38 protein-coding genes and 1 riboswitch are annotated in these 24,423 nt (G+C 67.8%); of the genes, 2 read left to right on the top strand and 36 right to left on the bottom strand.

Annotated features, from left to right (window positions below):
- Positions 1-45 precede the first annotated feature (45 nt).
- Positions 46-157: riboswitch (TPP riboswitch) on the bottom strand.
- A gap of 183 nt (positions 158-340) precedes the next feature.
- Entirely contained in the window at positions 341-1,996 is a 1,656-nt protein-coding gene (locus AB0B58_RS24945; protein ID WP_360227959.1) for an ATP-binding cassette domain-containing protein, read from the bottom strand.
- 31 nt (positions 1,997-2,027) lie between these two features.
- Positions 2,028-2,645, bottom strand: a complete 618-nt coding sequence (locus AB0B58_RS24940; protein ID WP_360227956.1) for a methyltransferase — start codon at positions 2,643-2,645, stop codon at positions 2,028-2,030.
- A gap of 106 nt (positions 2,646-2,751) precedes the next feature.
- Here AB0B58_RS24940 and AB0B58_RS24935 point away from each other — a divergent pair, with 106 nt between their 5' ends.
- Complete coding sequence (locus tag AB0B58_RS24935) at positions 2,752-3,690, top strand: hypothetical protein (protein ID WP_360227953.1); 939 nt, start codon at positions 2,752-2,754, stop codon at positions 3,688-3,690.
- Between the two features lie 25 nt (positions 3,691-3,715).
- Here AB0B58_RS24935 and truA read toward each other — a convergent pair whose 3' ends face one another.
- The 9 genes from truA to AB0B58_RS24890 form a co-directional block, all read right to left on the bottom strand.
- Positions 3,716-4,528: a tRNA pseudouridine(38-40) synthase TruA gene (gene truA, locus AB0B58_RS24930; protein WP_360227950.1), complete on the bottom strand. Its 813-nt coding sequence runs from the start codon at positions 4,526-4,528 to the stop codon at positions 3,716-3,718.
- 99 nt (positions 4,529-4,627) lie between these two features.
- A complete protein-coding gene (gene rplQ / locus AB0B58_RS24925) occupies positions 4,628-5,176 on the bottom strand; it encodes a 50S ribosomal protein L17 (RefSeq protein ID WP_360227947.1) in 549 nt (182 codons plus the stop codon).
- 75 nt (positions 5,177-5,251) lie between these two features.
- On the bottom strand, positions 5,252-6,274 hold the full coding sequence (locus AB0B58_RS24920; RefSeq protein ID WP_130510652.1) for a DNA-directed RNA polymerase subunit alpha: 1,023 nt from the start codon (positions 6,272-6,274) through the stop codon (positions 5,252-5,254).
- Between the two features lie 97 nt (positions 6,275-6,371).
- Positions 6,372-6,998, bottom strand: coding sequence for a 30S ribosomal protein S4 (gene rpsD, locus AB0B58_RS24915; protein WP_203776576.1), 627 nt, complete (start codon positions 6,996-6,998; stop codon positions 6,372-6,374).
- A gap of 15 nt (positions 6,999-7,013) precedes the next feature.
- The gene (rpsK, locus tag AB0B58_RS24910) at positions 7,014-7,421 is read right to left on the bottom strand and encodes a 30S ribosomal protein S11 (RefSeq protein WP_015619020.1); all 408 of its coding nucleotides are present in this window, start codon (positions 7,419-7,421) and stop codon (positions 7,014-7,016) included.
- A gap of 17 nt (positions 7,422-7,438) precedes the next feature.
- The gene (gene rpsM / locus AB0B58_RS24905) at positions 7,439-7,819 is read right to left on the bottom strand and encodes a 30S ribosomal protein S13 (protein WP_203776578.1); all 381 of its coding nucleotides are present in this window, start codon (positions 7,817-7,819) and stop codon (positions 7,439-7,441) included.
- A 172-nt stretch (positions 7,820-7,991) separates the two neighbouring features.
- Positions 7,992-8,105 carry a 50S ribosomal protein L36 gene (gene rpmJ / locus AB0B58_RS24900; protein ID WP_023358216.1) on the bottom strand — a complete coding sequence of 38 codons (114 nt, stop codon included), beginning with the start codon at positions 8,103-8,105 and terminating at the stop codon, positions 7,992-7,994.
- A 50-nt stretch (positions 8,106-8,155) separates the two neighbouring features.
- A complete protein-coding gene (gene infA / locus AB0B58_RS24895; protein ID WP_007073013.1) occupies positions 8,156-8,377 on the bottom strand; it encodes a translation initiation factor IF-1 in 222 nt (73 codons plus the stop codon).
- A gap of 240 nt (positions 8,378-8,617) precedes the next feature.
- Entirely contained in the window at positions 8,618-9,193 is a 576-nt protein-coding gene (locus AB0B58_RS24890; protein WP_360227942.1) for a DUF1707 domain-containing protein, read from the bottom strand.
- Positions 9,194-9,548: 355 nt separating this feature from the next.
- Between AB0B58_RS24890 and AB0B58_RS24885 the strand changes: the two genes are divergently transcribed.
- Positions 9,549-9,899 (top strand): hypothetical protein, encoded by a 351-nt coding sequence (locus AB0B58_RS24885; RefSeq protein ID WP_360227939.1) that lies wholly within the window; start codon positions 9,549-9,551, stop codon positions 9,897-9,899.
- Between the two features lie 112 nt (positions 9,900-10,011).
- Here the strand turns inward: AB0B58_RS24885 and map are convergent, their stop codons facing one another.
- The 25 genes from map to tuf all read right to left on the bottom strand — a co-directional run bounded on the left by map (position 10,012) and on the right by tuf (position 24,391).
- A complete protein-coding gene (gene map, locus AB0B58_RS24880) occupies positions 10,012-10,854 on the bottom strand; it encodes a type I methionyl aminopeptidase (protein ID WP_360227936.1) in 843 nt (280 codons plus the stop codon).
- Between the two features lies 1 nt (position 10,855).
- Positions 10,856-11,509, bottom strand: coding sequence for an adenylate kinase (locus AB0B58_RS24875; RefSeq protein WP_360227933.1), 654 nt, complete (start codon positions 11,507-11,509; stop codon positions 10,856-10,858).
- Between the two features lie 74 nt (positions 11,510-11,583).
- Positions 11,584-12,930, bottom strand: a complete 1,347-nt coding sequence (secY, locus tag AB0B58_RS24870) for a preprotein translocase subunit SecY (protein ID WP_360227930.1) — start codon at positions 12,928-12,930, stop codon at positions 11,584-11,586.
- A gap of 275 nt (positions 12,931-13,205) precedes the next feature.
- Entirely contained in the window at positions 13,206-13,649 is a 444-nt protein-coding gene (gene rplO / locus AB0B58_RS24865) for a 50S ribosomal protein L15 (protein WP_360227927.1), read from the bottom strand.
- Positions 13,649-13,831, bottom strand: coding sequence for a 50S ribosomal protein L30 (gene rpmD / locus AB0B58_RS24860; protein ID WP_023358201.1), 183 nt, complete (start codon positions 13,829-13,831; stop codon positions 13,649-13,651). Before rpmD ends, rplO begins: the two co-directional genes overlap by 1 nt.
- Entirely contained in the window at positions 13,831-14,451 is a 621-nt protein-coding gene (gene rpsE, locus AB0B58_RS24855; protein ID WP_184997648.1) for a 30S ribosomal protein S5, read from the bottom strand. Before rpsE ends, rpmD begins: the two co-directional genes overlap by 1 nt.
- A gap of 12 nt (positions 14,452-14,463) precedes the next feature.
- Positions 14,464-14,847 (bottom strand): 50S ribosomal protein L18, encoded by a 384-nt coding sequence (gene rplR / locus AB0B58_RS24850; RefSeq protein WP_360228091.1) that lies wholly within the window; start codon positions 14,845-14,847, stop codon positions 14,464-14,466.
- Positions 14,848-14,855: 8 nt separating this feature from the next.
- Positions 14,856-15,398, bottom strand: a complete 543-nt coding sequence (gene rplF, locus AB0B58_RS24845) for a 50S ribosomal protein L6 (RefSeq protein WP_360227922.1) — start codon at positions 15,396-15,398, stop codon at positions 14,856-14,858.
- Between the two features lie 13 nt (positions 15,399-15,411).
- Entirely contained in the window at positions 15,412-15,819 is a 408-nt protein-coding gene (rpsH, locus tag AB0B58_RS24840; protein WP_354724998.1) for a 30S ribosomal protein S8, read from the bottom strand.
- Positions 15,820-15,941: 122 nt separating this feature from the next.
- Positions 15,942-16,127, bottom strand: coding sequence for a type Z 30S ribosomal protein S14 (locus AB0B58_RS24835; RefSeq protein WP_014440734.1), 186 nt, complete (start codon positions 16,125-16,127; stop codon positions 15,942-15,944).
- A 2-nt stretch (positions 16,128-16,129) separates the two neighbouring features.
- Positions 16,130-16,699, bottom strand: coding sequence for a 50S ribosomal protein L5 (rplE, locus tag AB0B58_RS24830; protein ID WP_360227917.1), 570 nt, complete (start codon positions 16,697-16,699; stop codon positions 16,130-16,132).
- Complete coding sequence (gene rplX / locus AB0B58_RS24825; RefSeq protein WP_360228088.1) at positions 16,699-17,019, bottom strand: 50S ribosomal protein L24; 321 nt, start codon at positions 17,017-17,019, stop codon at positions 16,699-16,701. Before rplX ends, rplE begins: the two co-directional genes overlap by 1 nt.
- Positions 17,016-17,384 (bottom strand): 50S ribosomal protein L14, encoded by a 369-nt coding sequence (gene rplN, locus AB0B58_RS24820; RefSeq protein WP_023358185.1) that lies wholly within the window; start codon positions 17,382-17,384, stop codon positions 17,016-17,018. The genes rplX and rplN overlap by 4 nt, the downstream gene beginning before the upstream one ends.
- Positions 17,385-17,484: 100 nt before the next feature.
- Positions 17,485-17,760, bottom strand: a complete 276-nt coding sequence (gene rpsQ / locus AB0B58_RS24815) for a 30S ribosomal protein S17 (RefSeq protein WP_360227913.1) — start codon at positions 17,758-17,760, stop codon at positions 17,485-17,487.
- Complete coding sequence (gene rpmC / locus AB0B58_RS24810; RefSeq protein ID WP_360227910.1) at positions 17,757-17,993, bottom strand: 50S ribosomal protein L29; 237 nt, start codon at positions 17,991-17,993, stop codon at positions 17,757-17,759. The genes rpsQ and rpmC overlap by 4 nt, the downstream gene beginning before the upstream one ends.
- Positions 17,993-18,418, bottom strand: coding sequence for a 50S ribosomal protein L16 (gene rplP, locus AB0B58_RS24805; protein ID WP_015618999.1), 426 nt, complete (start codon positions 18,416-18,418; stop codon positions 17,993-17,995). The genes rpmC and rplP overlap by 1 nt, the downstream gene beginning before the upstream one ends.
- Positions 18,419-18,421: 3 nt before the next feature.
- Complete coding sequence (gene rpsC, locus AB0B58_RS24800; RefSeq protein ID WP_354725004.1) at positions 18,422-19,276, bottom strand: 30S ribosomal protein S3; 855 nt, start codon at positions 19,274-19,276, stop codon at positions 18,422-18,424.
- Complete coding sequence (rplV, locus tag AB0B58_RS24795) at positions 19,276-19,737, bottom strand: 50S ribosomal protein L22 (RefSeq protein ID WP_360227905.1); 462 nt, start codon at positions 19,735-19,737, stop codon at positions 19,276-19,278. The genes rpsC and rplV overlap by 1 nt, the downstream gene beginning before the upstream one ends.
- Positions 19,738-19,774: 37 nt before the next feature.
- Complete coding sequence (gene rpsS, locus AB0B58_RS24790; RefSeq protein WP_014440726.1) at positions 19,775-20,056, bottom strand: 30S ribosomal protein S19; 282 nt, start codon at positions 20,054-20,056, stop codon at positions 19,775-19,777.
- Between the two features lie 13 nt (positions 20,057-20,069).
- Complete coding sequence (gene rplB / locus AB0B58_RS24785) at positions 20,070-20,909, bottom strand: 50S ribosomal protein L2 (RefSeq protein WP_184997662.1); 840 nt, start codon at positions 20,907-20,909, stop codon at positions 20,070-20,072.
- 13 nt (positions 20,910-20,922) lie between these two features.
- Positions 20,923-21,225: a 50S ribosomal protein L23 gene (gene rplW, locus AB0B58_RS24780; protein ID WP_184997663.1), complete on the bottom strand. Its 303-nt coding sequence runs from the start codon at positions 21,223-21,225 to the stop codon at positions 20,923-20,925.
- Positions 21,222-21,872 carry a 50S ribosomal protein L4 gene (rplD, locus tag AB0B58_RS24775; protein ID WP_360227900.1) on the bottom strand — a complete coding sequence of 217 codons (651 nt, stop codon included), beginning with the start codon at positions 21,870-21,872 and terminating at the stop codon, positions 21,222-21,224. Before rplD ends, rplW begins: the two co-directional genes overlap by 4 nt.
- A complete protein-coding gene (rplC, locus tag AB0B58_RS24770) occupies positions 21,869-22,522 on the bottom strand; it encodes a 50S ribosomal protein L3 (RefSeq protein WP_360227897.1) in 654 nt (217 codons plus the stop codon). Before rplC ends, rplD begins: the two co-directional genes overlap by 4 nt.
- Positions 22,523-22,533: 11 nt before the next feature.
- Positions 22,534-22,842: a 30S ribosomal protein S10 gene (gene rpsJ / locus AB0B58_RS24765; RefSeq protein ID WP_007073037.1), complete on the bottom strand. Its 309-nt coding sequence runs from the start codon at positions 22,840-22,842 to the stop codon at positions 22,534-22,536.
- A 355-nt stretch (positions 22,843-23,197) separates the two neighbouring features.
- Entirely contained in the window at positions 23,198-24,391 is a 1,194-nt protein-coding gene (tuf, locus tag AB0B58_RS24760) for an elongation factor Tu (RefSeq protein WP_360227894.1), read from the bottom strand.
- Between the last annotated feature and the right edge of the window lie 32 nt (positions 24,392-24,423).

Genomic DNA, 24,423 nt, shown 5'->3' with positions numbered 1-24,423 from the left:
GCCCGCCCCGGGCATCGGTGATCACATGAAGATGCGGGAAATCAGGGCCCACAACACGCTCCTCCCTGCGCCGGCATGACCCGGATCAGGTTCGACGGTCGGGGGCCGCGACAGCCCCCCTCTCAGCCCGGTGCACCGGACTCCCGTGGGGTTGGTTCCGCGGAGACCGTAACCCCGCGCCCTGCCGCCCGTAAACCCCCCTCGTCACTCCACAGTGGGTGGCCGCACCGCCCCGGAGCGCACGCAGGCTGGCCTTTCGCCCGCGAAACCCGCACACACCTTGCTCATGATCAAGAAGGTGACGGGCGTCACCGCGGACACGGAAGTGGGAGGCGCGCTCCTAGCGGACGTCCCAGACCGGCTCGGGGGTCTCCACGACCTCGCCGTCGCCCTGGAAGAGCACGAAGCGGTCGAAGCCCCGGGTGAACCAGCGGTCGTGGGTCACCGCGATCACCGTGCCCTCGAACGCCTGCAGGCCCTCCTCGAGCGCCTCCGCCGAGGCCAGGTCCAGGTTGTCCGTCGGCTCGTCCAGCAGCAACACGGTCGCGCCGGAGAGCTCGAGCAGCAGCACCAGGAAACGCGCCTGCTGCCCGCCCGAGAGCGTGCCGAAGACCTGATCGCCCTGCGCCGCGAGCTCGTAGCGGTTGAGGGCCTTCATCGCGCCCGCCCGGTCCATGCCGCTACGGTGATCGTCTCCCCGCCACAGGATCTCGACGAGGGTGCGTTTGAGCAGCTCCGGGCGGTCGTGCGTCTGCGAGAAGTGGCCGGGCCGGACCCGTGCGCCCAGCCGGGCGACGCCGTTGTGCGCCACGTGGGCCAGCGGCGCACCGTCGACCGGCTTGTTGTCGACGTCGGGGGCGGTGCCGCCGGCGGCCAGCAGGCGCAGGAAGTGGCTCTTGCCGGTGCCGTTGGCGCCGAGCACCGCGACCCGGTCGCCGTACCAGATCTCCAGATCGAACGGGAATGTCAGGTTCTCCAGCTCCAGGCCGGTGCACATCACCGCGCGCTTGCCCGTACGCCCGCCGCGCAGGTTCATCCGCAGCGACTGCTCCTTCGGCGGCAACGGCGGCGGACCGGCCTCCTCGAACTTGCGCAGCCGGGTCTGCGCAGCCTGATAGCGCGACGCCAGCCCGTCGTTGAAGGCCGCCTTGTTCTTCAGCGTGAAGACCAGTTCGCGGAGCTTCTCGTGCTCCTCGTCCCAGCGCCGGCGCAGTTCGAGCAGACGCTCGTGCCGACCCGCGCGGGCCTCGTGCCAGGACGCGAAGCCGCCCGGATGCGTCCACGCGCCGCCGCCCTCGACGGCGACGACCCGGTCCGCGGTCTGCGCCAGCAGTTCCCGGTCGTGCGAAACGTAGAGCACCGACTTGGGCGACTCCCGCAGCCGGGCCTCCAGCCAGCGCTTGCCGGGCACGTCGAGGAAGTTGTCCGGCTCGTCGAGCAGCAGCACCTCGTCGCCGCCGCGCAGCAGCAGGTCGAGGGCGAAGCGTTTCTGCTGGCCGCCGGAGAGCGTCCGCACCGGACGGTGCCGGACCTCGTCCCACGGCTTGCCGAGGATGGCGACGGCGACGACATCGAAGAGCACCTCGGCGTCGTACCCGCCGGCCTCGCCCCAGCCGGCGATCGCGTTGGCGTATCCGATCTGCGCCTTCTCCGCGTCGGGACGCGCGTCGAGCGCCGCCTGCGCGGCCGCGAGCACCCCGCCGGCCGCGCGCAGCGGCGGCGCGGCCAGGGACAGGGCCAGGTCCTCGAGGGTACGGTCATCGCCGATCATGCCGATGAACTGCCGCATGACCCCGAGCCCGCCCGTGCGCGCGATGGTGCCGACGGGCGTGGGCGTGTCCCCGGCGACCATCCGCAGCAGCGTGGTCTTGCCGGCGCCGTTCGGCCCGACGAGCGCCACCTTCGCGCCCTCGCCGACCCGGAACGACACGTCGGAGAAGAGCTCGCGGCCGTCCGGCAGCACGAATCCGACGCCTGAGACGTCTACGTAACCCACGCGAGCATCCTCCCCGACAAAGAGCGGCAGGTCAGCCGGTTTTCCGGGTCACGCGCAGCACCCGGAAACCCCGCTGGCTGGCCGTTCGCACCACTTCCCAACCCAGCGACGTGAGCCAGGTGTGCAGCGAATCACCGCCGAGATTCCGGTTGATCACGAGCCAGCCGACGCCGGCGGGCTTCAGCCGGGGCAGCCAGCGCTCCATCAGGGCGTGCAGCTCGGCCTTGCCGACGTGGGTGGGCGGGTTGCTCCAGATCTCGTCGAACGCCGTTTCATCGGGCACGTCGTCAGGTGCCGCCACGTGCACCCGGTCCGCGAGGCCGAGAGCGGCCGCGTTCTCCACCGTCAGGTCGCGGGCCCGGGCGTTGACGTCGATCGCCCACACGGTCGCCGCCGGCGCCTCGGTCGCGAGCACGCACGCGATCGGGCCGTAGCCGCACCCGAGGTCGAGAAAGGTGGCGCCGCCGGCCGCGGCGGTCGGCAGATCGGCCTTGCGCAGCAGCACGGCGGTGCCGGGGTCGAGCCGCCCGGCGGAGAACACACCCGCCGCGACGGCGAGGTCATAGGCCCGCCCGGCGGCGGTGAACTCGATGCGGCTCCGGTTCTCGGGCGCGGCGGGTTCGGCGCTGAAGTAATGATCGGCGGTCACAACACCCATCCTCCCTCAACCGCCGGGCCGCAACGACGGGAGGCCGCCGGGGGTGCCGCACAGTCTGTGCGTCCATCGATCACGGTGCGCTCCTACCGTGGCCTGCATGCCTGGCGAACCGCACCCCCGATCCGCACATCGCGCGAACCCGGAGGGCGGACTCGCATTACTGACGCGACAGGCGCTGGCCGGACCGGCCCTCGCCCGCCAGGCGCTCGCCCGGCAGGGCCTGACCCGACAGGCCCCGCCGCAGCACCGCCAGACCCGCGCCGCGCCGCCCCGGGCCGCGCACGCTCACGCCGCCCGGCCGCAGCGGCCGCGGCGCGGGCCCTGGCGGCGGGCCTCCCGCGAACCGCAGCAGGCGCAACGGGCGTTGCAGACCCTGATGAGCGGGATGGGCGCCGCGATCGTCGTGTCGATCGTGGGGCTGAGCGCGTTCTTCATCATCGCCGACGAGCGGCACGGGTACAGCGACGCCGCGGCCCCACCGGCGGTCTCGTCGCCGGCGATCGGCTCACGCGAGCTGGACGCCGAGCCGCTGAGCCTGCGCGAGGTCTTCCCCCGACCGGAGATCCGCCTGGTCTCGGGTGCGGCGCCCTACCAGGTCACCATGACCCACATCGACACCGACTGCGATGTCGCCACCACCAGGGAGCTGGGCGCCCTGCTCGCCGAGCACGGCTGCAGCCAGGTGGTCCGGGCCGGCCTGACCGCGCCGTTCGGCGGCTATCAGGTCACCACGGGCATCTTCAACCTCGCCGAGGAGGCCGGCGCGACGCAGTCCTCCGAGGAGGCAGGCGCGCTGGTCGAGAGCGGCCGCGGCAGCTTCGCCGCCATGGGCGGGCTCGGCAGCGATCCGCTCGCCGAGCCGATGGCGCAGGTCGGCTGGCACCACCGCGGCCACTTCCTGCTCTACTGCGTGATCGCCCGCCCGGACGGCCGCCTCGTCGCCGACGACGACCCGTACGCGCAACGGATCACCGCCGACCTGATCAAGCACTACCTGGACGAGACGATCATCGGTAACAGGGAGGGACGGCCATAGGGGGTGTCTCCGCGCCAGACATCCCCTAGGCGCGCAGGCGGCGGGTGGCCTCGGCGCGGTCCGCGTAGTCCGACTCCGCCGGATAGCCCACCGCGATCAGGGTCAGCCCGTGCGCGGGCGCGACGGTGACCTCGCTCGACCGCTCCCGCAGCGTCAGCAGCTTCGCCGGCCAGGACGCGTCCCGCCGCCCGTCGCCGACGGTCAGCATGGCGCCGACCAGGCTGCGCACCATGGCCTGGCAGAACGCGTCGGCCTGCACGGTGGCGACGGCGACGCCGTCGTCCTCGCGCCGCCAGTCGAGCCGGGTGATGGCCCGCACGGTGGTGGCGTGCTCCTTGCGCTTGCAGAACGCGGCGAAGTCGTGCAGCCCGACCAGCCCGGCGGCGGCCTCGCGCAGGCGGTCGAGATCCAGCGGCCGCACCCACCAGAGCGTGTCGTAGCGGCGCAGCGGCTCGGGCCCGGAAACGGTGTCGGCGACCCGGTACTCGTAGCGGCGGAAGGTGGCGGAGAACCGGGCGTCGAAAGTGGACGGCACCGGCGTCACGGCCCGGACCCGGGCGTCCGGGGGCATGAGCGCGGCCAGCCGACGCAGCAGCGAGCCCTCCAGGGTCGACCAGGCGGCCGTCGGCAGGTCGATGTGGCAGACCTGGCCGGTCGCGTGCACCCCGGCGTCGGTGCGGCCGGCGACGGTAAGGCCCAGCGGGACGGGGCCGACGAGCCGCTCGAGCGCCTCGACGAGCACCCCGGCGACGGTGCGCCGGGTCGGCTGCGCGGCCCAGCCCGAAAACTCCCGGCCGTCGTAGGAGACGTCCAGGCGCAGTCGCGTTGTTTCGTCCATGTCGACCTGATACCCCGCAAAGTTCGTGGACTGGGTAGCCGTACAAGAGGAAGGCCCGGCACCCACCAGGGGTGCCGGGCCTCACAACCTTGCGAAGGATCAGGCCTTGGCGTCGGTGTCTTCGCCCTCGGCCTTGTCGCCCGTTTCCTCGGTGCCCTGGTCGCCGGCGGCGTCGGACGCGGTCACGTTGGCGGGAGCCTCGTCCTCGCGGGCGAGCGCCTCGACCTTGTCCTGCTGCGCGGCGGCCTTGCGGGCCGCCTTCTTGGCCGGCGCCGTGGTGGCCGCGACCTCGAGCTCCTCGACCAGCTCGATGACGGCCATCGGAGCGGCGTCACCCTTGCGCGGGCCGGTCTTGGTGATCCGGGTGTAGCCACCCGGCCGGTTGCCGTACCGCGGCGCGATCTGCTCGAACAGGGCGTACACGACGTCCTTGTCCTTGACCACGGTCAGCACCCGGCGACGGGAGTGCAGGTCACCGCGCTTGGCCTTGGTGATCAGCTGCTCCGCCAGGGGGCGCAGGCGCTTGGCCTTGGTCTCGGTGGTCTTGATCTTCCCGTGCCGGAAGAGCTCCGTGGCCAGGTTGGCCAGCAGCAGCTTCTCGTGCGCCGGGCTGCCGCCGAGGCGGGGACCCTTGGTGGGCGTGGGCATTTCTTGCTCCTTCGAGGAATAAACCTTGCAGTGCGGCAGAGCCGCCTATTGCCGCAGAGCAGGCGGCAGCCGCGCTTACAGCTGCTCGGTCTCGCGGTAGTCGTCGGTGTCGTAGTCCACGTCGCCGAACGAGTCGACCACGTGCGCCGGGTCGAAGGACGGTGCGCTGTCCTTCAGTCCCAGGCCCATTCCGGCGAGCTTCATCTTGACCTCGTCGATCGACTTCTGACCGAAATTCCTTATATCCAGAAGGTCGGCCTCCGTCCGCCCGATCAGCTCACCGACGGTGTTGATGCCCTCGCGCTTGAGGCAGTTGTACGACCGGACGGTGAGGTCCAGCTCCTCGATCGGCAGGGCCAGGTCGGCGGCCAGCTGAGCGTCCTGCGGGGACGGTCCGATGTCGATGCCCTCGGCGGTCTCGTCCAGCTCGCGGCAGAGACCGAACAGCTCGACGAGGGTCGAGCCGGCCGACGCCAGCGCGGTACGGGGCGAGATCGACGCCTTCGACTCGACGTCGATGATCAGACGGTCGAAGTCGGTGCGCTGCTCGACGCGGGTCGCCTCGACGCGGTAGGTCACCTTCATGACCGGCGAGTAGATCGAGTCGACCGGGATGCGGCCGATCTCGGCACCGGCGTTCTTGTTCTGCGCGGCCGTGACGTAGCCACGACCCCGCTCGACGGTGAGCTCCATGTCGAGCCGGCCCTTGCTGTTGAGCGTGGCCAGCTTCAGGTCGGGGTTGTGCACGGACACGCCGGCCGGGGGCTGGATGTCACCCGCGGTGACATCGCCCGGGCCCTGCTTGCGCAGGTACATGCTGACGGGCTCGTCGTGCTCGGAGCTGACGGTCAGCTCCTTGACGTTCATGACGAGCTCGACCACGTCCTCCTTGACACCGGGGATCGTGGTGAACTCGTGCAACACGCCGTCGATCTTGATGCTGGTGACCGCCGCGCCCGGGATGGACGACAGCAGGGTCCGGCGCAGCGAGTTGCCGAGGGTGTAGCCGAAGCCCGGCTCCAGGGGCTCGATGGTGAACCGGGAGCGGGTCTCGCTGAGCGACTCTTCCGAGAGGCTCGGGCGCTGGCTGATGAGCACGCGAATCTTCTTTCGTTCGGGGCGTCCGCTATATGACGCCCGTCCTGTGGTGGTGCGGCTCCGGCGTCCCCCGATGGAGGACGCCGGAACCTGAGCGCTACTTGGAGTAGAGCTCCACGATCAGCTGCTCCTGGACCTGCGTGTCGATGACCTGCCGGGCCGGAAGCGAGTGGATCAGGATCTTCATCTCGCTCGGGATGGGCTCGAGCCACGCCGGCACCGGGCGGGAACCCGCCTGGGCCTGCGCGACCACGAACGGCGTCATCTCGCGCGACTTCTCGCGAACCTGGACGATGTCGTGGTCCTTCACCCGGTACGACGGGATGTCGACCTTGACGCCGTTGACCAGCAGGTGGCCGTGCTTGACCAGCTGACGGGCCATGTCGCGGGACGCGGCGTAGCCGGCCCGGTAGACCACGTTGTCGAGACGCGACTCGAGGATCTGCAGCAGCACCTCACCGGTCTTGCCGGGCTTGGTGACGGCCTCCTCGTAGTAACCGCGGAACTGCTTCTCGAGCACGCCGTAGGTGCGGCGGGCCTTCTGCTTCTCGCGGTGCTGGAGCAGGTACTCGGTCTCCTTGGTCCGACCGCGGCCGTGCTGGCCGGGCGGGAAGGGACGCGACTCGAACGGGCACTTCGGCCCGTCGCACTTGCTGCCCTTGAGGAACAGCTTCATCTTCTCGCGGCGGCAGCGCTTGCAGTCCGCCCCTGTGTAACGAGCCATGCTTCGATCTCTCCCTTAGACCCGGCGACGCTTCGGCGGACGGCAACCGTTGTGCGGCTGGGGCGTGACGTCGGAGATCTGGCCGACCTCGAGGCCCGCGGCCTGCAGCGAACGGATGGCGGTCTCCCGGCCGGAACCGGGGCCCTTGACGAACACGTCGACCTTGCGCATGCCGTGCTCCATGGCCCGGCGCGCGGCGGCCTCGGCGGCCAGCTGCGCGGCGAACGGAGTCGACTTGCGGGAGCCCTTGAAGCCCACCTGGCCAGAGGAGGCCCAGGAGATGACAGCACCGGTCGGGTCGGTGATCGACACGATGGTGTTGTTGAACGTGCTCTTGATGTGCGCCTGCCCGTGGGCGACGTTCTTGCGTTCCTTGCGCCGGACCTTCTTGACTGGGGCCCCAGCGCGTGCCTTCGGTGGCATAAGTCAGTGCGCTCCTATTACTTCCGACCGGGCTTCTTCTTGCCAGCGACCGTGCGCTTCGGGCCCTTGCGGGTACGAGCGTTGGTCCGCGTCCGCTGTCCGCGGACGGGGAGACCCCGGCGGTGGCGGATGCCGGCGTAGCAGCCGATCTCAACCTTGCGGCGGATGTCGGCGGCGACCTCGCGGCGCAGGTCGCCTTCAACCTTGAAATTGGCCTCGATGTAGTCGCGGAGCTGGACCAGCTCCTCGTCTGTGAGGTCCTTGGCGCGCTTGTTCAGGTCAATGCCGGTCGAGGTGAGCGCCTCAACGGCGCGGGTCCGACCGACCCCGAAGATGTAGGTGAGCGCGATCTCCATCCGCTTCTCGCGGGGAAGATCGACGCCGACGAGTCGAGCCATAAGTGGGCGTACTCCTCAGGTGTCTCACGGAGGTCTGTGCCCGACCCACCCCGCCTGCCCGGGCGGGCCCCGGCCTCCGACCGGGGGTGAAACCGCGACTCATCGACGTGTCGACTCCGCGGCTGGGACGAGCTTGTTCTTGGAACGGATCTGTACAGCGTCGAGCTGGAAATCAGCCCTGGCGCTGCTTGTGGCGCGGGTCGTCACAGATGACCATGACCCGGCCGTGCCGGCGGATAACCCGGCACTTGTTGCAGATCCGCTTGACGCTCGGCTTGACCTTCACGGTTGTGCCTTAACTCTCGTCAGACGGGACTGGATAAGCCCCCGCGACCCTTACTTGTAACGGTAGACAATTCGCCCACGGGTGAGGTCGTACGGCGAAAGCTCGACGACGACTCGGTCCTCGGGGAGGATGCGGATGTAGTGCTGCCGCATCTTGCCGCTGATGTGAGCCAGCACCTTGTGACCATTCGCAAGCTCCACACGGAACATGGCGTTCGGCAGGGGCTCGATCACTCGGCCTTCGATCTCGATGGCTCCGTCTTTCTTTGGCATGTCCTCCGCTACCTGACATCGGGTTCTGGGGCAGGCTCGCAACGCTCATTCCGGGTCGAGGGATCGACCCGGGACCAGCCGCGGCTCTCCCGCCACCGAAGCGCTGGTGGACATGGAAGAGTGGACGCTGCGCGCCAGCTAGCCAGTGTACGCGCGCCTGTGCATCGACACCAAACCGAGGTCCCCGTAACCCGGGGTCGGGTGTGTCGGCGAAGCGAAGAACCGGACGAGACGGCAGATTTACGACGCCTTTTTGTCCTTCTTCGCCGCTGGAAGGGCGATTTCACCCTGCGCCGCCGCCTCGGCCTCGATGGCCTTGCGCTCCCGCTTCAGCTGCTTCGCGTGCTCCTTGCGGGCCTTCTTCTCGGCCTGCTTACGCGGCTCGCCGTTGGCGATGCCCGCCATCGTGACGAAGACCAGGACGACGCCCCACGGCCCGGCGACCCAGACCGGCCAGAAGTAGGCCAACTGGCCCGAGGCGATGCAGGAGATGAGCCAGATCGCCGAGGTGATCCCCACGACCGGCACCCAGCCGCTCCACACCTCGAGCACCCAGCGCCGGGTCAGCTCGGCGTTCGTGCCGGCCACCGCCGGGACACCGGCGGGAACCGCGACGGCCCCGGGCAGCGGCACCGCGGCCGACGGCAGGTCGTCGAGCAGCGGGTGCAGGTCGCCGTAGGTCTTGGCCGCATACGCCTGCTGCAGCCGCTCGTCGTACTCGTGCAGATCCAGCCGGCCCTCGTCGAGCGCGGCCCTCAGCTGGTCGGCGACGGCCTGCCGGTCGGCATCGGCCGCTCGCATCTCGTCCCGCCCCATACCCCCAGCATGCCAGGAGCCGCCCGGTTGCCGCGTGCCTGGTTCCTTGACGGTCGCGACGCCGGTGACCCCGCACAGTCACCGGACTCTAGGTCTGCAGAGTCCGCGCACAGCGGTCCAGAACAAGCTCCAGCAGTTCTTCAAGACCGACATCTAAACAAGAAATATCAAACCATTCGCCGGGCCTGCGCTGACTGCGCGTTACTTGCGAAGTCCAGCAAAACGTTTCAGCCATCCGTGCGAATATCGACATTGGACAAGTGATCCAACTCGCAGACGCGAATGCCGCTTGACTTCCAAAAGTATGCCTTGCTAGCGTGGCGAAACTCGATATATGAGACCTACGGGGGTCAATGTGAAGAGAAACAAGGTATTTCGCGCTGCGGCAATTACGTTCGCGGCGACCGCGGTGATGCTGGGAGCGACCGCGACCGCGGCGCAGGCCCACCAGCTCGACATGAACAACGGATCGGACTTCGCGTGGGTCACTCGTGACCACAGGTCGGTCTACGTCTGCGACAACGAGGCAGACAACCACGGCGTGTGGGTCGACTATGCGACGGCTGCGGGTCACTCGTATGTGGCGCGCGACCCTGACGGCAAGGGCGGCGACTGCGGTCACCAGTTCCCGCCGGACGGCAGCAGAATCGTCCGGGCGCGACTCTGTGAGCAGAACGCAGATTGCACGCCGTTCAGGAATGCCTGATCGGCAAGCGCAATGATTAGCAAGGAAATGTAAGAATGTGGCCGGCAACAGATATCTGTTGCCGGCCACATTCTTACGATCGCACCGATAGCGTGCTCAGGATTTGCGCGTCTTACGGTTGTAGCTCGAATTTCCTCGACACCAGATCGCCGAGACGGCCACGTCCCCCATCGAAGGCCGTGGTCACCACCACGCCGTCGTCGAGCAGGGCCATGGTGTGCTCCACGTGCGCCGCCCTGGAGCCGTCGCGGGTGACGACCGTCCAGCCGTCGTCGAGCTCGACGGTGCGCGGCGATCCCATGGTGATCATCGGCTCGATCGCCAAGCACAGGCCGGGCACCAGGCGCGGCCCCTTGCCGGGCTTGCCGTGGTTGAGCACGTGCGGGTCCTGGTGCATCTCGGTGCCGATGCCGTGGCCGCCGTAGCCGTCGACGATGCCGTAGCGGCCCGCCTTGCGGACTGCCTTCTCGATGTTGAACGAGATGTCGGTGAGCCGGCCGCGGCCGTTGGCCGCACCGCGGGCCGCGGCGGCGATACCGGCCCACATCGCGTCCTCGGCCACCTCCGCCAGCTTCAGCAGCGCGGGGTCGGTCTCGCCGACCCCCACGGTGATCGCCGAGTCGCCGTGCCAGCCGTTCAGGATCGCGCCGCAGTCGAGCGACAGCAGGTCGCCCTCCTCGAGGACCTGCTCGGCCCGCGGGATGCCGTGCACGACCTGCTCGTTGACCGAGGCGCAGATCGAGGCGGGGAAGCCGTGGTAGCCCTTGAAGGACGGGACCGCGCCCGCGTCGCGGATCACCTTCTCCGCGATCGCGTCGAGGTCGGCCGTCGAGACGCCCGGCGCCACCGCGTCCCGCATCGCGTCCAGGGCGGCGGCGACGACCAGGCCGGCGCCGCGCATGAGCTCGATCTGCTCGGGGGTCTTCAGCTGAATGTCCAGCTGCTGACGACGCATCTCAGCCCCCGTACGACCGCAGGGCGTCGATGGCGCGCACCGTGACGTCCTCGACCGGCCCCGTCGCGTCGATGCCCACGAGCTTGCCCTGTGCACCGTAGAAGTCGACAAGCGGCGCGGTCTTGTCCGCGTACTCTACGAGGCGGTTGGCGATGGTCTCCGCCTTGTCGTCGTCGCGCTGGAACAGCTCGGAGCCACACCTGTCGCAGAGGTTCTCCTTGCTGGTCGGGTCGAACTCGACGTGCCAGATCTTCCCGCAGCCGCGACAGGTCCGGCGGCCCGAGAGCCGCCGGATCACTTCGTCGTCGTCGACCACGAGCTCCATCACCAGATCGAGCGCGGTGCCCAGGTCCGCGAGGAGCTTGTCGAGCGCCGACGCCTGCGGGACGGTTCTCGGGAACCCGTCCAGCAGGAAGCCGTCGCCGGCGTCGGGCTCGGCGAGCCGGTCGCGGACCATGTTGATGGTGACCTCGTCCGGGACGAGGTTCCCCGCGTCCATGTATCGCTTCGCCTCGACGCCGAGCGGCGTACCCTGCGACACGTTGGCCCGGAAGATGTCACCGGTCGAGATCTTCGGTACGGCGAGATGGGCAGCGATGAACTCAGCCTGGGTCCCCTTACCGGCCCCCGGAGGGCCCACCAGTACCAGCCGCACCTACATCGCCTCGCTTCGGTGAGAACGAGCCTCGCAAACCACAGACGCAAGAGCCCTCCGGCTCCGCGCCCCCACTACCGGAGGAACCCTTCGTAGTTGCGCTGCATCAGCTGGCTCTCGATCTGCTTGACCGTCTCCAGACCCACACCCACCATGATCAGCACCGCCGTACCACCGAACGGGAAGTTCTGGTACTGGGCATTGTTCAGCCAGATGAAGAAGAAGTTAGGCAGAACCGAGATCAAACCGAGGTAGAGCGCGCCCGGCAGGGTGATCCGGCTGAGGATGAAGTCCAGGTAGTCGGCGGTCGGCTTGCCGGGACGGATCCCCGGGACGAATCCACCGTACTTCTTCATGTTCTCCGCGACCTCGGTCGGGTTGAACGTGATCGAGACGTAGAAGTACGTGAAGAAGATGATCAGCAGGAAGTACGTGGTGATGTAGATCCAGTTGCTCGGATCCGCCAGGTACTTCTGGATCCACTGCTGGTACCCGGTGAGGTTGTTCTGGTCGAAGAACTGCAGGTAGAGCTGCGGCAGGTAGAGCAGCGAGGACGCGAAGATCACCGGAACGACGCCGGCCTGGTTGACCTTGAGCGGGATGTACGTCGAAGTACCGCCGTACATGCGCCGGCCGATCATGCGCTTCGCGTACTGCACCGGGATGCGGCGCTGGGCCTGCTCGATGAAGACCACCGCGCAGATGACGACCAGCACGAGCGCGATGACCAGCAGGAACTTGGGAGTACCGCTGGTCTCCTTGATCGTCCAGCCCTCGCCGGGAAGGCGGGCGGAGATCGAGGTGAAGATGAGAACCGACATGCCGTTGCCGACGCCGCGGTCGGTGATGAGCTCACCGAGCCACATGACCACACCCGTACCGGCCGTCATCGTGACCACCAGCATGACCAGGGTCAGCCACATGGGGATGCCGGTGTTCTCCGGGACGATCTGGAAGTTCGGCTGATCCTGCGGGCAGGCGTTGGCGAAGAGCTGGCCGGAGCGGGCCAGAGCCACGAACGCCGAGGACTGCAGGACCGCGAGGCCCAGGGTCAGGTACCGGGTGTACTGCGTGATCTTCGCCTGGCCGGACTGGCCCTCCTTGCGGAGCTGCTCGAGGCGCGGAATCACCACGGTGAGCAGCTGCAGGATGATCGAGGCCGTGATGTACGGCATGATGCCGAGCGCGAAGACCGACAGCTGCAGCAGCGCGCCGCCGGAGAAGAGGTTCAGGAGGTTCAGCACCCCGCCGCCGGCGTTGGTGCTGTTCACCACGTCAAGACAGTTCTGGACGTTGGTGTAGGACACGCCTGGGCTGGGCAAAGTGGCGCCGAGCCGGTAGACCGCGATGATCGCTACTGTGAACAGCAACTTCTTGCGCAGGTCAGGCGTCCGGAACGCACTGGAAAAGGCGGAGAGCAACTTCTTCCTCCTGCGCGAGGTGACCGCCTGTAAATCGGCGGATGGGGGGAGGCATCGGTCCGGACGACCGATATCCCTAGCTGGGAACGGACTTTAACAGTCTGACGTGCCTAGTGTGAGACACGGTCGCCGCATCAATTCCGCCCGAGGGCGGAGGACGATCTGATGACCGGTGAGACAGCAGCGCCCGAACTGGCAAAACGCCAGTTCAGACGCCACAACGGGGATGCTGCCCGAGCATCTCGCGATGCCCGGGCCAGCATCCCCGGAAAGCCTCACAGCTCGGTGGCGGAACCACCAGCAGCCGCGATCTTCTCCTTGGCCGACTCGCTGAACGCGTGCGCCGAGACCTGCAGCGTCACGCCACCCAGCTCGCCCGAGCCCAGAACCTTGACCGGCTGGCCACGACGGACCGCGCCGGCGTCGGCGAGCTCCAGCGGGCCGATCTCGCCGCCGTTGGGGAACAACTCGGCGAGCCGGTCCAGGTTCACGACCTGGAAGACGACCTTGTTCTTGTTCTTGAAGCCCTTCATCTTGGGCAGGCGCATGTGGATGGGCATCTGCCCACCCTCGAACCGGGCCGGAACCTGGTAGCGCGCCTTGGTGCCCTTGGTGCCGCGACCGGCGGTCTTGCCCTTGGAGCCCTCACCGCGACCCACACGGGTCTTCGGGGTCTTGGCACCGGGCGCCGGGCGCAGGTGGTGAACCTTGATCGCCATTACTCGACCTCCTCGACACTGACGAGGTGGTTCACGGCGAAGATCATGCCCCGAATCTCGGGGCGGTCCTCCTTGACCACCACATCGTTGATCCGCTTCAGCCCGAGCGACCGCAGGGAGTCCCGCTGGTTCTGCTTACGGCCGATGCCGGAACGGAGCTGGGTGACCTTCAGGCGTGCCATCACCGCACCGCCGCTTCCGCACGCGCCGCCAGCATCGCCGCCGGGGCGACGTCCTCGACCGGGAGGCCACGGCGGGCCGCGACGGCCTCCGGGGACTCCAGGCCCTTCAGGGCCGCCACCGTCGCGTGCACGATGTTGATCGGGTTCGACGAGCCGAGGCTCTTGCTGAGCACGTCGTGGATGCCGGCGCACTCCAGCACGGCACGCACCGGGCCACCGGCGATGACGCCGGTACCGGCGGAGGCCGGCTTGAGGAGCACGACGCCGGCGGCGGCCTCACCCGTGATCGGGTGGGGGATCGTCGCGGCGATGCGCGGCACCTTGAAGAAGTGCTTCTTGGCCTCCTCGACGCCCTTGGCGATCGCCGCGGGCACCTCCTTGGCCTTTCCGTAGCCGATGCCGACGGTTCCGTCGCCGTCGCCAACGATCACCAGGGCGGTGAAGCTGAAGCGACGACCACCCTTGACGACCTTGGCGACGCGGTTGATCGCTACGACCCGCTCGAGATGCGGGGTCTTCTCGACGGGCGCGTTACCGCGACCGCCCTCACGGCGGTTGTCGCGGCGGCCACCTTCGTTGTTACCGCCGGACCCGCCGCCTCGGCGCTGCTGACCAGGCATTGGTCTTCCCTCCTAGAACTCGAGTCCGGCTTCGCGGGCAGCATCGGCAAGCGAGGCGATCCGCCCCGCGTACCGGTTGCCACCGCGGTCGAAGACGACCTTGGAAACGCCCGCGGCCTTGGCCCGCTCGGCGAGTAGAGCCCCGACCTTGGCGGCCTGCGAGCTCTTGTCACCCTCGCCGCCCCGCAGGGACGGGTCGAGGGTGGAGGCCGACGCGAGCGTGTGGCCCTTGAGGTCGTCGACGATCTGCGCGGTGATGTTCCGCGTGGACCGGGTGACGACCAGACGGGGACGCTCGGCGGTACCGCGGACGTTCTTGCGGACCCGGAAGTGCCGACGCGCCTTTCCGACTGCGCGCTTGTACGCGGCACCGCCGCCATTGCGGCGCTTGAGCAGCGTGGCGGTCACTTCTTACCTGCCTTTCCAGCCTTGCGGCGGATGACCTCGCCCTGGTACTTGACGCCCTTGCCCTTGTACGGCTCCGGCGGGCGGATCTTCCGGATGTTCGCGGCGACCTCGCCGACGAGCTGCTTGTCGATGCCGGCGACCGTGAACTGCGTGGGCCGCTCCACCGAGAAGGTGATGCCGGCCGGCGCGGGCACGTTGACCGGGTGCGAGAAGCCGAGGGCGAACTCGAGGTCCTTGCCCTTCGCCGTCACGCGGTAACCGGTGCCGTTGATCTCCAGGGTCTTCTTGTAGCCCTCGGTGACGCCGATGATCATGTTGGCGACCAGGGTACGAGAGAGACCGTGCAGCTCCTTGGCGCGGCGCTCGTCGTTGGGGCGGTTCACCGACAGCTCACCGTTCTCGGCCTTCTCGACCTTGATCGGCTCGGCCACGGTGTGCTGGAGCTCGCCCTTGGGGCCCTTGACCTTGATGGTCTGGCCCGTGATGGTGACGTCGACGCCGGCCGGTACCGGGATCGACTTACGTCCGATTCGCGACATGTCAGAGTCTCCGTTACCAAACGAAGGCGAGGATTTCCCCGCCAACGCTCCGCTTGCGGGCCTGCCGGTCGGTCAGCAGCCCCTGGGACGTCGAAACGATCGCGACACCCAGGCCACCGAGCACCCGCGGGAGCTCGTCGGACTTGGCGTACACCCGGAGACCGGGCTTGGACACGCGCTTGATGCCGGCGAGGCTGCGCTCGCGGTTCTGGCCGTACTTGAGCTCTACGACCAGGCGCTTGCCGACTTCGCCTTCAGCCGGGTCCTCGGCCGACCAGGAGGCGATGTAGCCCTCCGCCTTGAGGACCTCGGCGATGTTCGCCTTGATCTTCGAGAAGGGCATGGTCACCTTGTCGTGGTACGCCTGGTTGGCGTTACGCAGACGCGTGAGCATGTCTGCGATCGGGTCCGTCATCGTCATGGGTATTCGTCAACCTTTCTCGCCGGGGTTCCCAGGCTTTCCGGGCCTACGGCGAAGCGGTATTTCAGATATCCGCCTTCAGTCCCGTTATGGGGCCGGAGGGCGGGGGTGGTCGGACGGGGTTACCAGGAAGCCTTCGACACGCCGGGCAGCTCACCGCGGTGGGCCATGTCCCGGACACACACCCGGCACAGACCGAACTTGCGGTAGACCGAGTGCGGACGTCCGCATTTCTGGCAGCGGGTGTACGCACGCACGGCGAACTTCGGCTTCGCGGCCGCCTTAATGATCAGCGCCTTCTTAGCCATGCTCAGTTCTCCTTGAACGGGAAGCCCAGGAGCTTGAGCAGCTGCCGGCCTTCCTCGTCGGTCGTGGCGGTGGTGACCACCGTGATGTCCATGCCCCGGGTCCGATCGATCCGGTCCTGGTCGATCTCGTGGAACACCGACTGCTCGGTCAGACCGAACGTGTAGTTGCCGTGGCCGTCGAGCTTGCGCCCGTCCAGACCGCGGAAGTCACGGATACGCGGCAGCGCGATCGACAGCAGCCGGTCCAGGAACTCCCACATCCGGTCGTTGCGAAGGGTGACCTTCGCGCCGATCGGCATGCCCTCGCGCAGCTTGAACTGCGCGATCGACTTGGTCGCCCGCCGCACCAGCGGCTTCTGACCGGTGATCGTGGTCAGGTCACGCACGGCGCCGTCGATCAGCTTGGCGTCGCGGGCAGCCTCGCCGACACCCATGTTCACGACGACCTTCACCAGGCCCGGGATCTGCATGGGGTTGCCGTACTTGTACTGCTCCTGAAGCGCAGCGATGACCTCACCGCGGTACTTCTGCTTCAGCCGGGGCAGCGTCTTGGGCTCAGTAGCGGCAGTCATCACAGGTCCTTACCGGTGCTACGCGCGATACGGACCTTCTGGCCGTCGTCGTCGATGCGGTACCCGATGCGGGTCGGGTTGCCCTCGGAGTCCACGATCTGCACGTTCGAGATGTGAACCGGAGCTTCCTGCGTGACGATGCCGCCGGTCTTGGAACCACGCTGAGTGGTGCGGATGCGTTCGTGCTTCTTGATGCGGTTGACGCCCTCGACCAGGACCTTGTCCTGCCGCGGGAAGGCCGCGATGACCTTACCCTTGGCGCCCTTGTCCTTGCCGGCGATGACGACGACCGTGTCGCCCTTCTTGATCTTCACGGTCAGAGCACCTCCGGCGCCAGGCTGATGATCTTCATGAACCGCTTGTCGCGCAGCTCGCGGCCGACCGGGCCGAAGATGCGCGTACCGCGGGGGTCGCCACCGTCCTTGATGATGACGGCGGCGTTCTCGTCGAAGCGGATGTACGAGCCGTCGGGACGGCGGCGCTCCTTGGCGGTGCGAACGATGACCGCCTTGACGACGTCACCCTTCTTCACACCGGCACCCGGAATGGCGTCCTTGACCGTGGCCACGATGACGTCACCGATGCTCGCGTAACGGCGACCGGAGCCGCCCAGAACGCGGATGCACAGGATCTCCCGGGCACCCGTGTTGTCGGCGACGCGCAGTCGCGACTCCTGCTGGATCACGTCTGTCTCCTATGTCTGCCAGTTCTCCGGCGAATTGCCGAAGCTTGGCGGAACGATGGTCCGCCGGGCCGGCCGGGGGGACCCGGCCGGCCCAGCAAACTCACTTGGCCTTTTCGAGGATCTCCACTACACGCCACCGCTTGGTGGCGGAGAGCGGGCGGGTCTCCATCAGGGAAACCCGGTCGCCCACCCCGCACGCGTTCTGCTCGTCGTGCACCTGAAGCTTGCGGGTGCGCCGCAGAACCTTGCCGTACAGAGCGTGCTTGACGCGGTCCTCGACCTCGACGATGACGGTCTTGTCCATCTTGTCGCTGACCACGAGGCCCTCGCGCACCTTGCGCTGGCTCCGCGGCGCAGCAGCTGCGTTCTCGCTCATGCTGTAGTCACCTCAGTCGGCGCGGCCGAGAGCCCCAGCTCACGCTCACGCATGATCGTGTAGATCTTCGCGATGTCCTTGCGGACGACCTGCAGACGACGGTGGTTGTCGAGCTGGCCGGTCGCACCCTGAACGCGGAGATTGAACAGCTCCGCCTTGGACTCCTTAAGCCGCGAGACGAGCTCCTCTTCAGGGAGTTCCCGCAGCTCGGAGGCCTTAACGCCCGCTGCCATCAGCTTTCACCCACTTCGCGCGTCACGATGCGGCACTTCATCGGGAGCTTGTGGATCGCGCGACGCATCGCTTCGCGCGCGATCGTCTCGTTCGGGAACGACATCTCGAAGAGAATGCGTCCCGGCTTGACGTTCGCCACCCACCACTCCGGCGAGCCCTTGCCGGAACCCATGCGGGTCTCGGCAGGCTTCTTGGTCAGTGCCTGGTCCGGGAAGATCGAGATCCAGACCTTACCGCCACGCTTGATGTGGCGCGTCATGGCGATACGGGCCGACTCGATCTGCCGGTTGGTCACGTACGCCGGCTCCAGGGCCTGGATACCGAACTCACCGAAGACCACCCGGTTGCCGCCCTTGGACGCGCCGTGGCGGTCCGGGTGGTGCGGCTTGCGGAAGCCCTTCGGGGGCTTACGCGGCATCAGCATGTGTCAGCCCTCCTGCTGCGTTTCGGCCGCGGCCGGAGCAACGGCGGTGTCGGTCGTGGGTGCGGCCTCCGCCGGGGCGGGGGTCACAGCCGCGGCCTGGGCGGCGCGGCCGGCCTCGGTGCCACCCGCGGTCGTGCCGGACGAGCCGGAACGGCCACGGCGCGGACGCTCGGGGCGGTCGGCACGGTCACGGCGCGGACGCGCGGGCGCCTCGGGGGCGACCTCGCGACCCGGCACGGCGTCGCCCTTGTAGATCCAGACCTTCACACCGATGCGGCCGAAGGTCGTACGGGCCTCGAAGAAGCCGTACTCGATGTTGGCGCGCAGCGTGTGCAGCGGAACGCGACCCTCACGGTAGAACTCCGTGCGGCTCATCTCCGCGCCGCCGAGGCGGCCGGAGACCTGCACCCGGATACCCTTGCAGACCGGGTTCTTCATCGCGGACTGCATCGCCTTGCGCATCGCCCGGCGGAAGCTGACCCGGCTGGAGAGCTGCTCGGCGACGCCCTGCGCCACGAGCTGAGCGTCCGACTCCGGGCTCTTCACCTCGAGGATGTTGAGCTGCACCTGCTTGCCGGTGAGCTTCTCGAGCTCGCCGCGGATCCGGTCGGCCTCCGCACCCTTACGGCCGATGACGATGCCCGGCCGGGCGGTGTGGATGTCCACGCGGACCCGGTCACGGGTGCGCTCGATGTCAACCTTGGAGATGCCGGCGCGCTCGAGGCCCTTGGACATCATGCGGCGGATCTTGACGTCCTCGCCGATGTAGTCCTTGTAGAGCTTGTCCGCGAACCAGCGGCTCCGCCAGTCGGTGGAGATGCCGAGACGGAACCCGGTGGGGTGAACTTTCTGACCCATTACTCGGCACCCTCCGTGCTCTGGGATTCGGCGGCGGGCGCCGCCTTCTTCGCAGGCGCGGCCTTCTTCGCGGCGGCCTTGCGGGCCGGAGTGGCCACCTGGACCGCCTCCACTGCCACGGTGATGTGACAGGTGCGCTTGCGGATCCGGTACGCCCGGCCCTGCGCACGCGGCCGGAACCGCTTGAGCGTCGGACCCTCGTCGACGAACGCCTCGCTGACGAGGAGAGCGTCCGGGTCGAGCCGCTCGTTGTTCTCCGCGTTCGCAATCGCGCTCGCGAGCACCTTGTAGACCTGCTCACTCGCGGCCTGCGGTGCGAACTGCAGAACCGTGAGAGCCTCCTTCGCGGGCAGACCGCGGACGAGGTTGATCACACGGCGCGCCTTGTTCGGCGAGATGCGCACGTGGCGCGCAACCGCCCGTGCGCCCGGAAGCGCCGGAGCGTCGCCCTTGACTGGCATCGCTGTAACCCCTCTTGTTCCTTAATCCGTGGACTGCTTAGCGACGACGGCTCTTGCGGTCGTCCTTCTCGTGACCCTTGAACGTGCGGGTCAGAGCGAACTCGCCGAGCTTGTGCCCGACCATGGCCTCGGTGATGAACACCGGGACGTGCTTGCGCCCGTCGTGCACGGCGATCGTGTGCCCGAGCATGTCGGGAATGATCGTCGAGCGCCGCGACCAGGTCTTGATGACGTTCTTCGAGTTCTTCTCGTTCTGGACTTCCACCTTCTTGATCAGGTGGTCGTCGACGAACGGGCCCTTCTTCAGGCTGCGAGGCATCTTTTAACTCCCGTTACCCGCGCTTGCGGGTGGCGTAGCGGCGGCGAACGATCATGCGGTCGCTCTCCTGGCCCTTGCGGCGGGTACGGCCCTCCGGCTTTCCGGCGGGGTTGACCGGGTGGCGACCACCTGAGGTCTTACCCTCGCCACCACCGTGCGGGTGGTCGACCGGGTTCATGGCGACACCACGGACGGTCGGGCGCTTGCCCTTCCATCGCATGCGGCCGGCCTTGCCCCAGTTGATGTTCGACTGCTCGGCGTTACCGATCTCGCCGACGGTCGCGCGACAGCGGATGTCGACGCGCCGGATCTCGCCGGAGGGCATACGCAGCGTGGCGTACACACCCTCACGACCGAGCAGCTGAATGCCAACGCCGGCCGAGCGGGCCAGCTTGGCGCCACCGCCGGGACGAAGCTCCACACCGTGGACCGTCGTACCGACCGGGATGTTGCGCAGGGGCAGGTTGTTGCCCGGCTTGATGTCCGCGCCGACACCCGACTCGACCCGGTCGCCCTGCTTGAGGTCCTTCGGCGCGAGGATGTAGCGCTTCTCGCCGTCGGCGTAGTGCAGCAGTGCGATGCGGGACGTGCGGTTGGGGTCGTACTCGATGTGAGCGACCTTGGCCGGCACACCGTCCTTGTCGTTGCGCTTGAAGTCGATCAGCCGGTACTGCCGCTTGTGACCGCCGCCCTGGTGCCGCGTGGTGATGCGGCCGTGAACGTTGCGGCCACCCTTCTTGGGCAGCGGGGCCAGCAGAGACTTCTCCGGCGTCGACCGGGTGATCTCGGCGAAGTCGGCGACGCTGGAGCCGCGACGGCCCGGCGTGGTCGGCTTGTACTTACGGATAGCCATGATTTACAACCCCTTAGCTGACCGGGCCGCCGAAGGCCTCGATACGGTCACCGTCAGCCAGCTTCACCATCGCGCGCTTGGTCGCCTTGCGCTGACCGAACCCGGTCTTGGTGCGCTTGCGCTTGCCCTCGCGGTTCGCGGTGTTCACCGTCAGCACGCGGACGTCGAAGATCTGCTGGATCGCGATCTTGATCTGGGTCTTGTTCGCGTCCGGGTGGACCAGGAACGTGTACCAGTTCTGGTCGAGAACGCTGTAGCTCTTCTCGGAGACCACGGGCGCGACGATGATGTCGCGCGGGTCGGCGATCGTGCTCACTTGTCCCCCTCCTCGGCGGCTTCGGCCGGAACGCCCAGGAACTCGTCGAGGGCCTCCTTGGTGAAGACGACCTCGTCGGCGACCAGGACGTCGTACGTGTTGAGCTGGCCGGCCTCGATGAGGTGGACGGTCGGCTCGTTCCGCAGCGAGATCCAGTTCAGCTCGTCGTGGCTGCTCAGGACGACCAGAACCTTCTTCGACTCGGTCGCCTTGCGCAGCGTGGCGATCGCGGCCTTCGTCGACGGCTTGTCGCCGGCGATGAAGCCCTCGACCACGTGCACCCGGCCGTCGCGTGCCCGGTCGGAGAGGGCGCCACGCAGGGCGGCGGCCTTCATCTTCTTCGGGGTCCGCTGGCTGTAGTCGCGCGGCACGGGGCCGTGCACGACGCCACCGCCGGTGAACTGCGGTGCACGGATCGAGCCCTGACGGGCGCGGCCGGTGCCCTTCTGCTTGTAAGGCTTCTTGCCGCCACCGGCGACCTCGCCGCGGGACTTCGCCTTGTGCGTGCCCTGACGGGCCGCGGCGAGCTGGGCCACGACGACCTGGTGCATCAGCGGGATGTTCGCCTGCACGTCGAAGATGTCGTCGGGCAGCTCGACCGAGCCGGCCTTCGTGCCCTCGGTGTTGATCACGTCAACCGAGCTCACTTGGCACCACCCTTCTTCTTCGCCGCCGTACGGACGAGGATCAGCGCGCCCTTGGGGCCGGGAACGGCGCCCTTGACGAGCAGCAGGTTGTTCTCCACGTCGACCGCCTGCACCGTCAGGTTCTGCACGGTGAAGCGCTTGTTGCCCATGCGACCGGCCATCCGGGTACCCCGGAAGACGCGGCCGGGCGTCGCGCAGGCGCCGATGGAGCCGGGCGAACGGTGCTTGCGCTCAACACCGTGGCTCGACTTGAGGCCGTGGAAACCGTGCCGCTTCATGACACCGGCGTAGCCCTTGCCCTTGGTCTTACCGGTGACGTCGATCGGCGTACCGACCGCGAACGCCTCTACGGTGACCTCTTGGCCGAGCTCGTACTCGGTGGCGTCGCTGGTGCGCAGCTCCACGATGTGGCGCCGCGGCGACACACCCGCCTTCGCGTAGTGGCCGCCCTCCGGCTTGTTGACCTTCCGCGGGTCGATGGCGCCGTACGCCAGCTGAACCGCGGTGTAGCCGTCAGTCTCGGAGGTGCGGACCTGGGTCACGACGCACGGGCCGGCCTGCACCACGGTTACCGGGACGACCTTGTTGTTGTCCCAGACCTGGGTCATGCCGAGCTTGGCGCCCAGGATGCCCTTCACTTGCCTGTCCATTGTCCGGATCCCTACAGCTTGATCTCGATGTCGACGCCAGCCGGGAGGTCGAGGCGCATCAGCGAGTCGACCGTCTTCGGAGTCGGGTCGATGATGTCGATCAGACGCTTGTGCGTGCGCATCTCGAAGTGCTCGCGCGAGTCCTTGTACTTGTGCGGCGAACGGATCACGCAGAAACGGTTGATCTCCGTGGGCAGCGGCACCGGGCCAGCAACCTGCGCACCGGTACGCGTAACCGTCTCGACGATCTTGCGCGCCGAGGAGTCGACGACCTCGTGGTCATAGGCCTTGAGCCGGATGCGGATCTTCTGTCCCGCCATGGTGGCTTCTGTTTCCTTCTCTCGATGCCGCTACGTGCGAAAGCTGTGGCCTTCGCATGCCCGCAGGACCGTTGGTCCTGCGATGTCCGACCCCCGCGGTCGGGCGTGTCGCGCTGGTGAACCAGGCTCCGCCCCAAGACTCTGGAGCGATCATGCCCGCAAGAAATCCTCCGGAGAGTTTTCCTTGATCCGTCGGGATCGGGGATGCCGGCGGCTACGAAGAACCACGCCGGACACCCGGCGAGGGTGGCTGACCGCCCTCTCTCGAAAGCGAGAGCAGCCAACCACCCTGCGCGGACGCAACCTGACTAGTATGCCGCATCGATCGCGGCATTGCTAATCGGGGTCACCAAACTCAAACGTTGATCTTCGTGACCGTTCCGGCGCCGACGGTGCGGCCACCCTCACGGATCGCGAACTTCAGGCCCTGCTCCATGGCGATCGGCTGGATCAGCTTGACCGACATGCTGGTGGAGTCGCCCGGCATGACCATCTCGGTGCCCTCGGGCAGCGTGACGACGCCGGTGACGTCCGTGGTGCGGAAGTAGAACTGCGGGCGGTAGTTCTGGAAGAACGGCGTGTGCCGGCCGCCCTCCTCCTTCGAGAGGATGTAGACCTGGCCCTCGAACTCCGTGTGCGGAGTGCTCGAGCCGGGCTTGACGACGACCATGCCGCGCTCGACGTCCTCGCGCTTGATACCGCGCAGCAGGAGGCCGACGTTCTCGCCCGCGCGGGCCTCGTCGAGCAGCTTGCGGAACATCTCGATGCCGGTGCAAACGGTCTTGGTCGACTTCTCGCGGATACCCACGATCTCGACCTCCTCGTTCGGCTTGAGGATGCCGCGCTCGGCCCGGCCGGTGACGACCGTGCCACGACCGGTGATCGTGAACACGTCCTCGATCGGCATGAGGAACGGCTTCTCGACGTCACGCTCGGGCTGCGGGATCGCGGTGTCGACCGCGTTCATCAGCTCCATGAGCTTGCCGCTCCACTCCGCGTCGCCCTCGAGCGCCTTGAGCGCCGAGACGCGCACGACCGGCAGGTCGTCGCCCGGGAACTCGTAGGTGCTGAGCAGCTCGCGAACCTCGAGCTCGACGAGCTCCAGGAGCTCCTCGTCCTCGACCATGTCGCTCTTGTTCAGGGCGACAACGATGTACGGAACGCCGACCTGGCGGGCCAGGAGCACGTGCTCCTTGGTCTGCGGCATCGGGCCGTCGGTCGCGGCGACCACCAGGATCGCGCCGTCCATCTGGGCGGCACCGGTGATCATGTTCTTGATGTAGTCGGCGTGGCCGGGGCAGTCCACGTGCGCGTAGTGCCGCGTCGCGGTCTGGTACTCGACGTGCGCGATCGAGATCGTGATGCCGCGGGCCTTCTCCTCCGGCGCCTTGTCGATCTCGTCGAACGGCGTGTAGGGGTTCAGGTCCGGGTACTCGTCGTGCAGGACCTTCGTGATGGCCGCAGTCAGCGTCGTCTTACCGTGGTCGATGTGACCAATGGTGCCGATGTTGACGTGCGGCTTAGTCCGCTCGAACTTCGCCTTCGCCACTGGTGTCCTCCTGTGGACTGTGTCTTTTCTTC

Source organism: Actinoplanes sp. NPDC049118 (assembly GCF_040648555.1).
Lineage (GTDB): Bacteria > Actinomycetota > Actinomycetes > Mycobacteriales > Micromonosporaceae > Actinoplanes.
The sequence above is the reverse complement of the archived record's forward strand: the minus strand, read 5'-3'. Positions and strand labels throughout refer to the sequence as shown.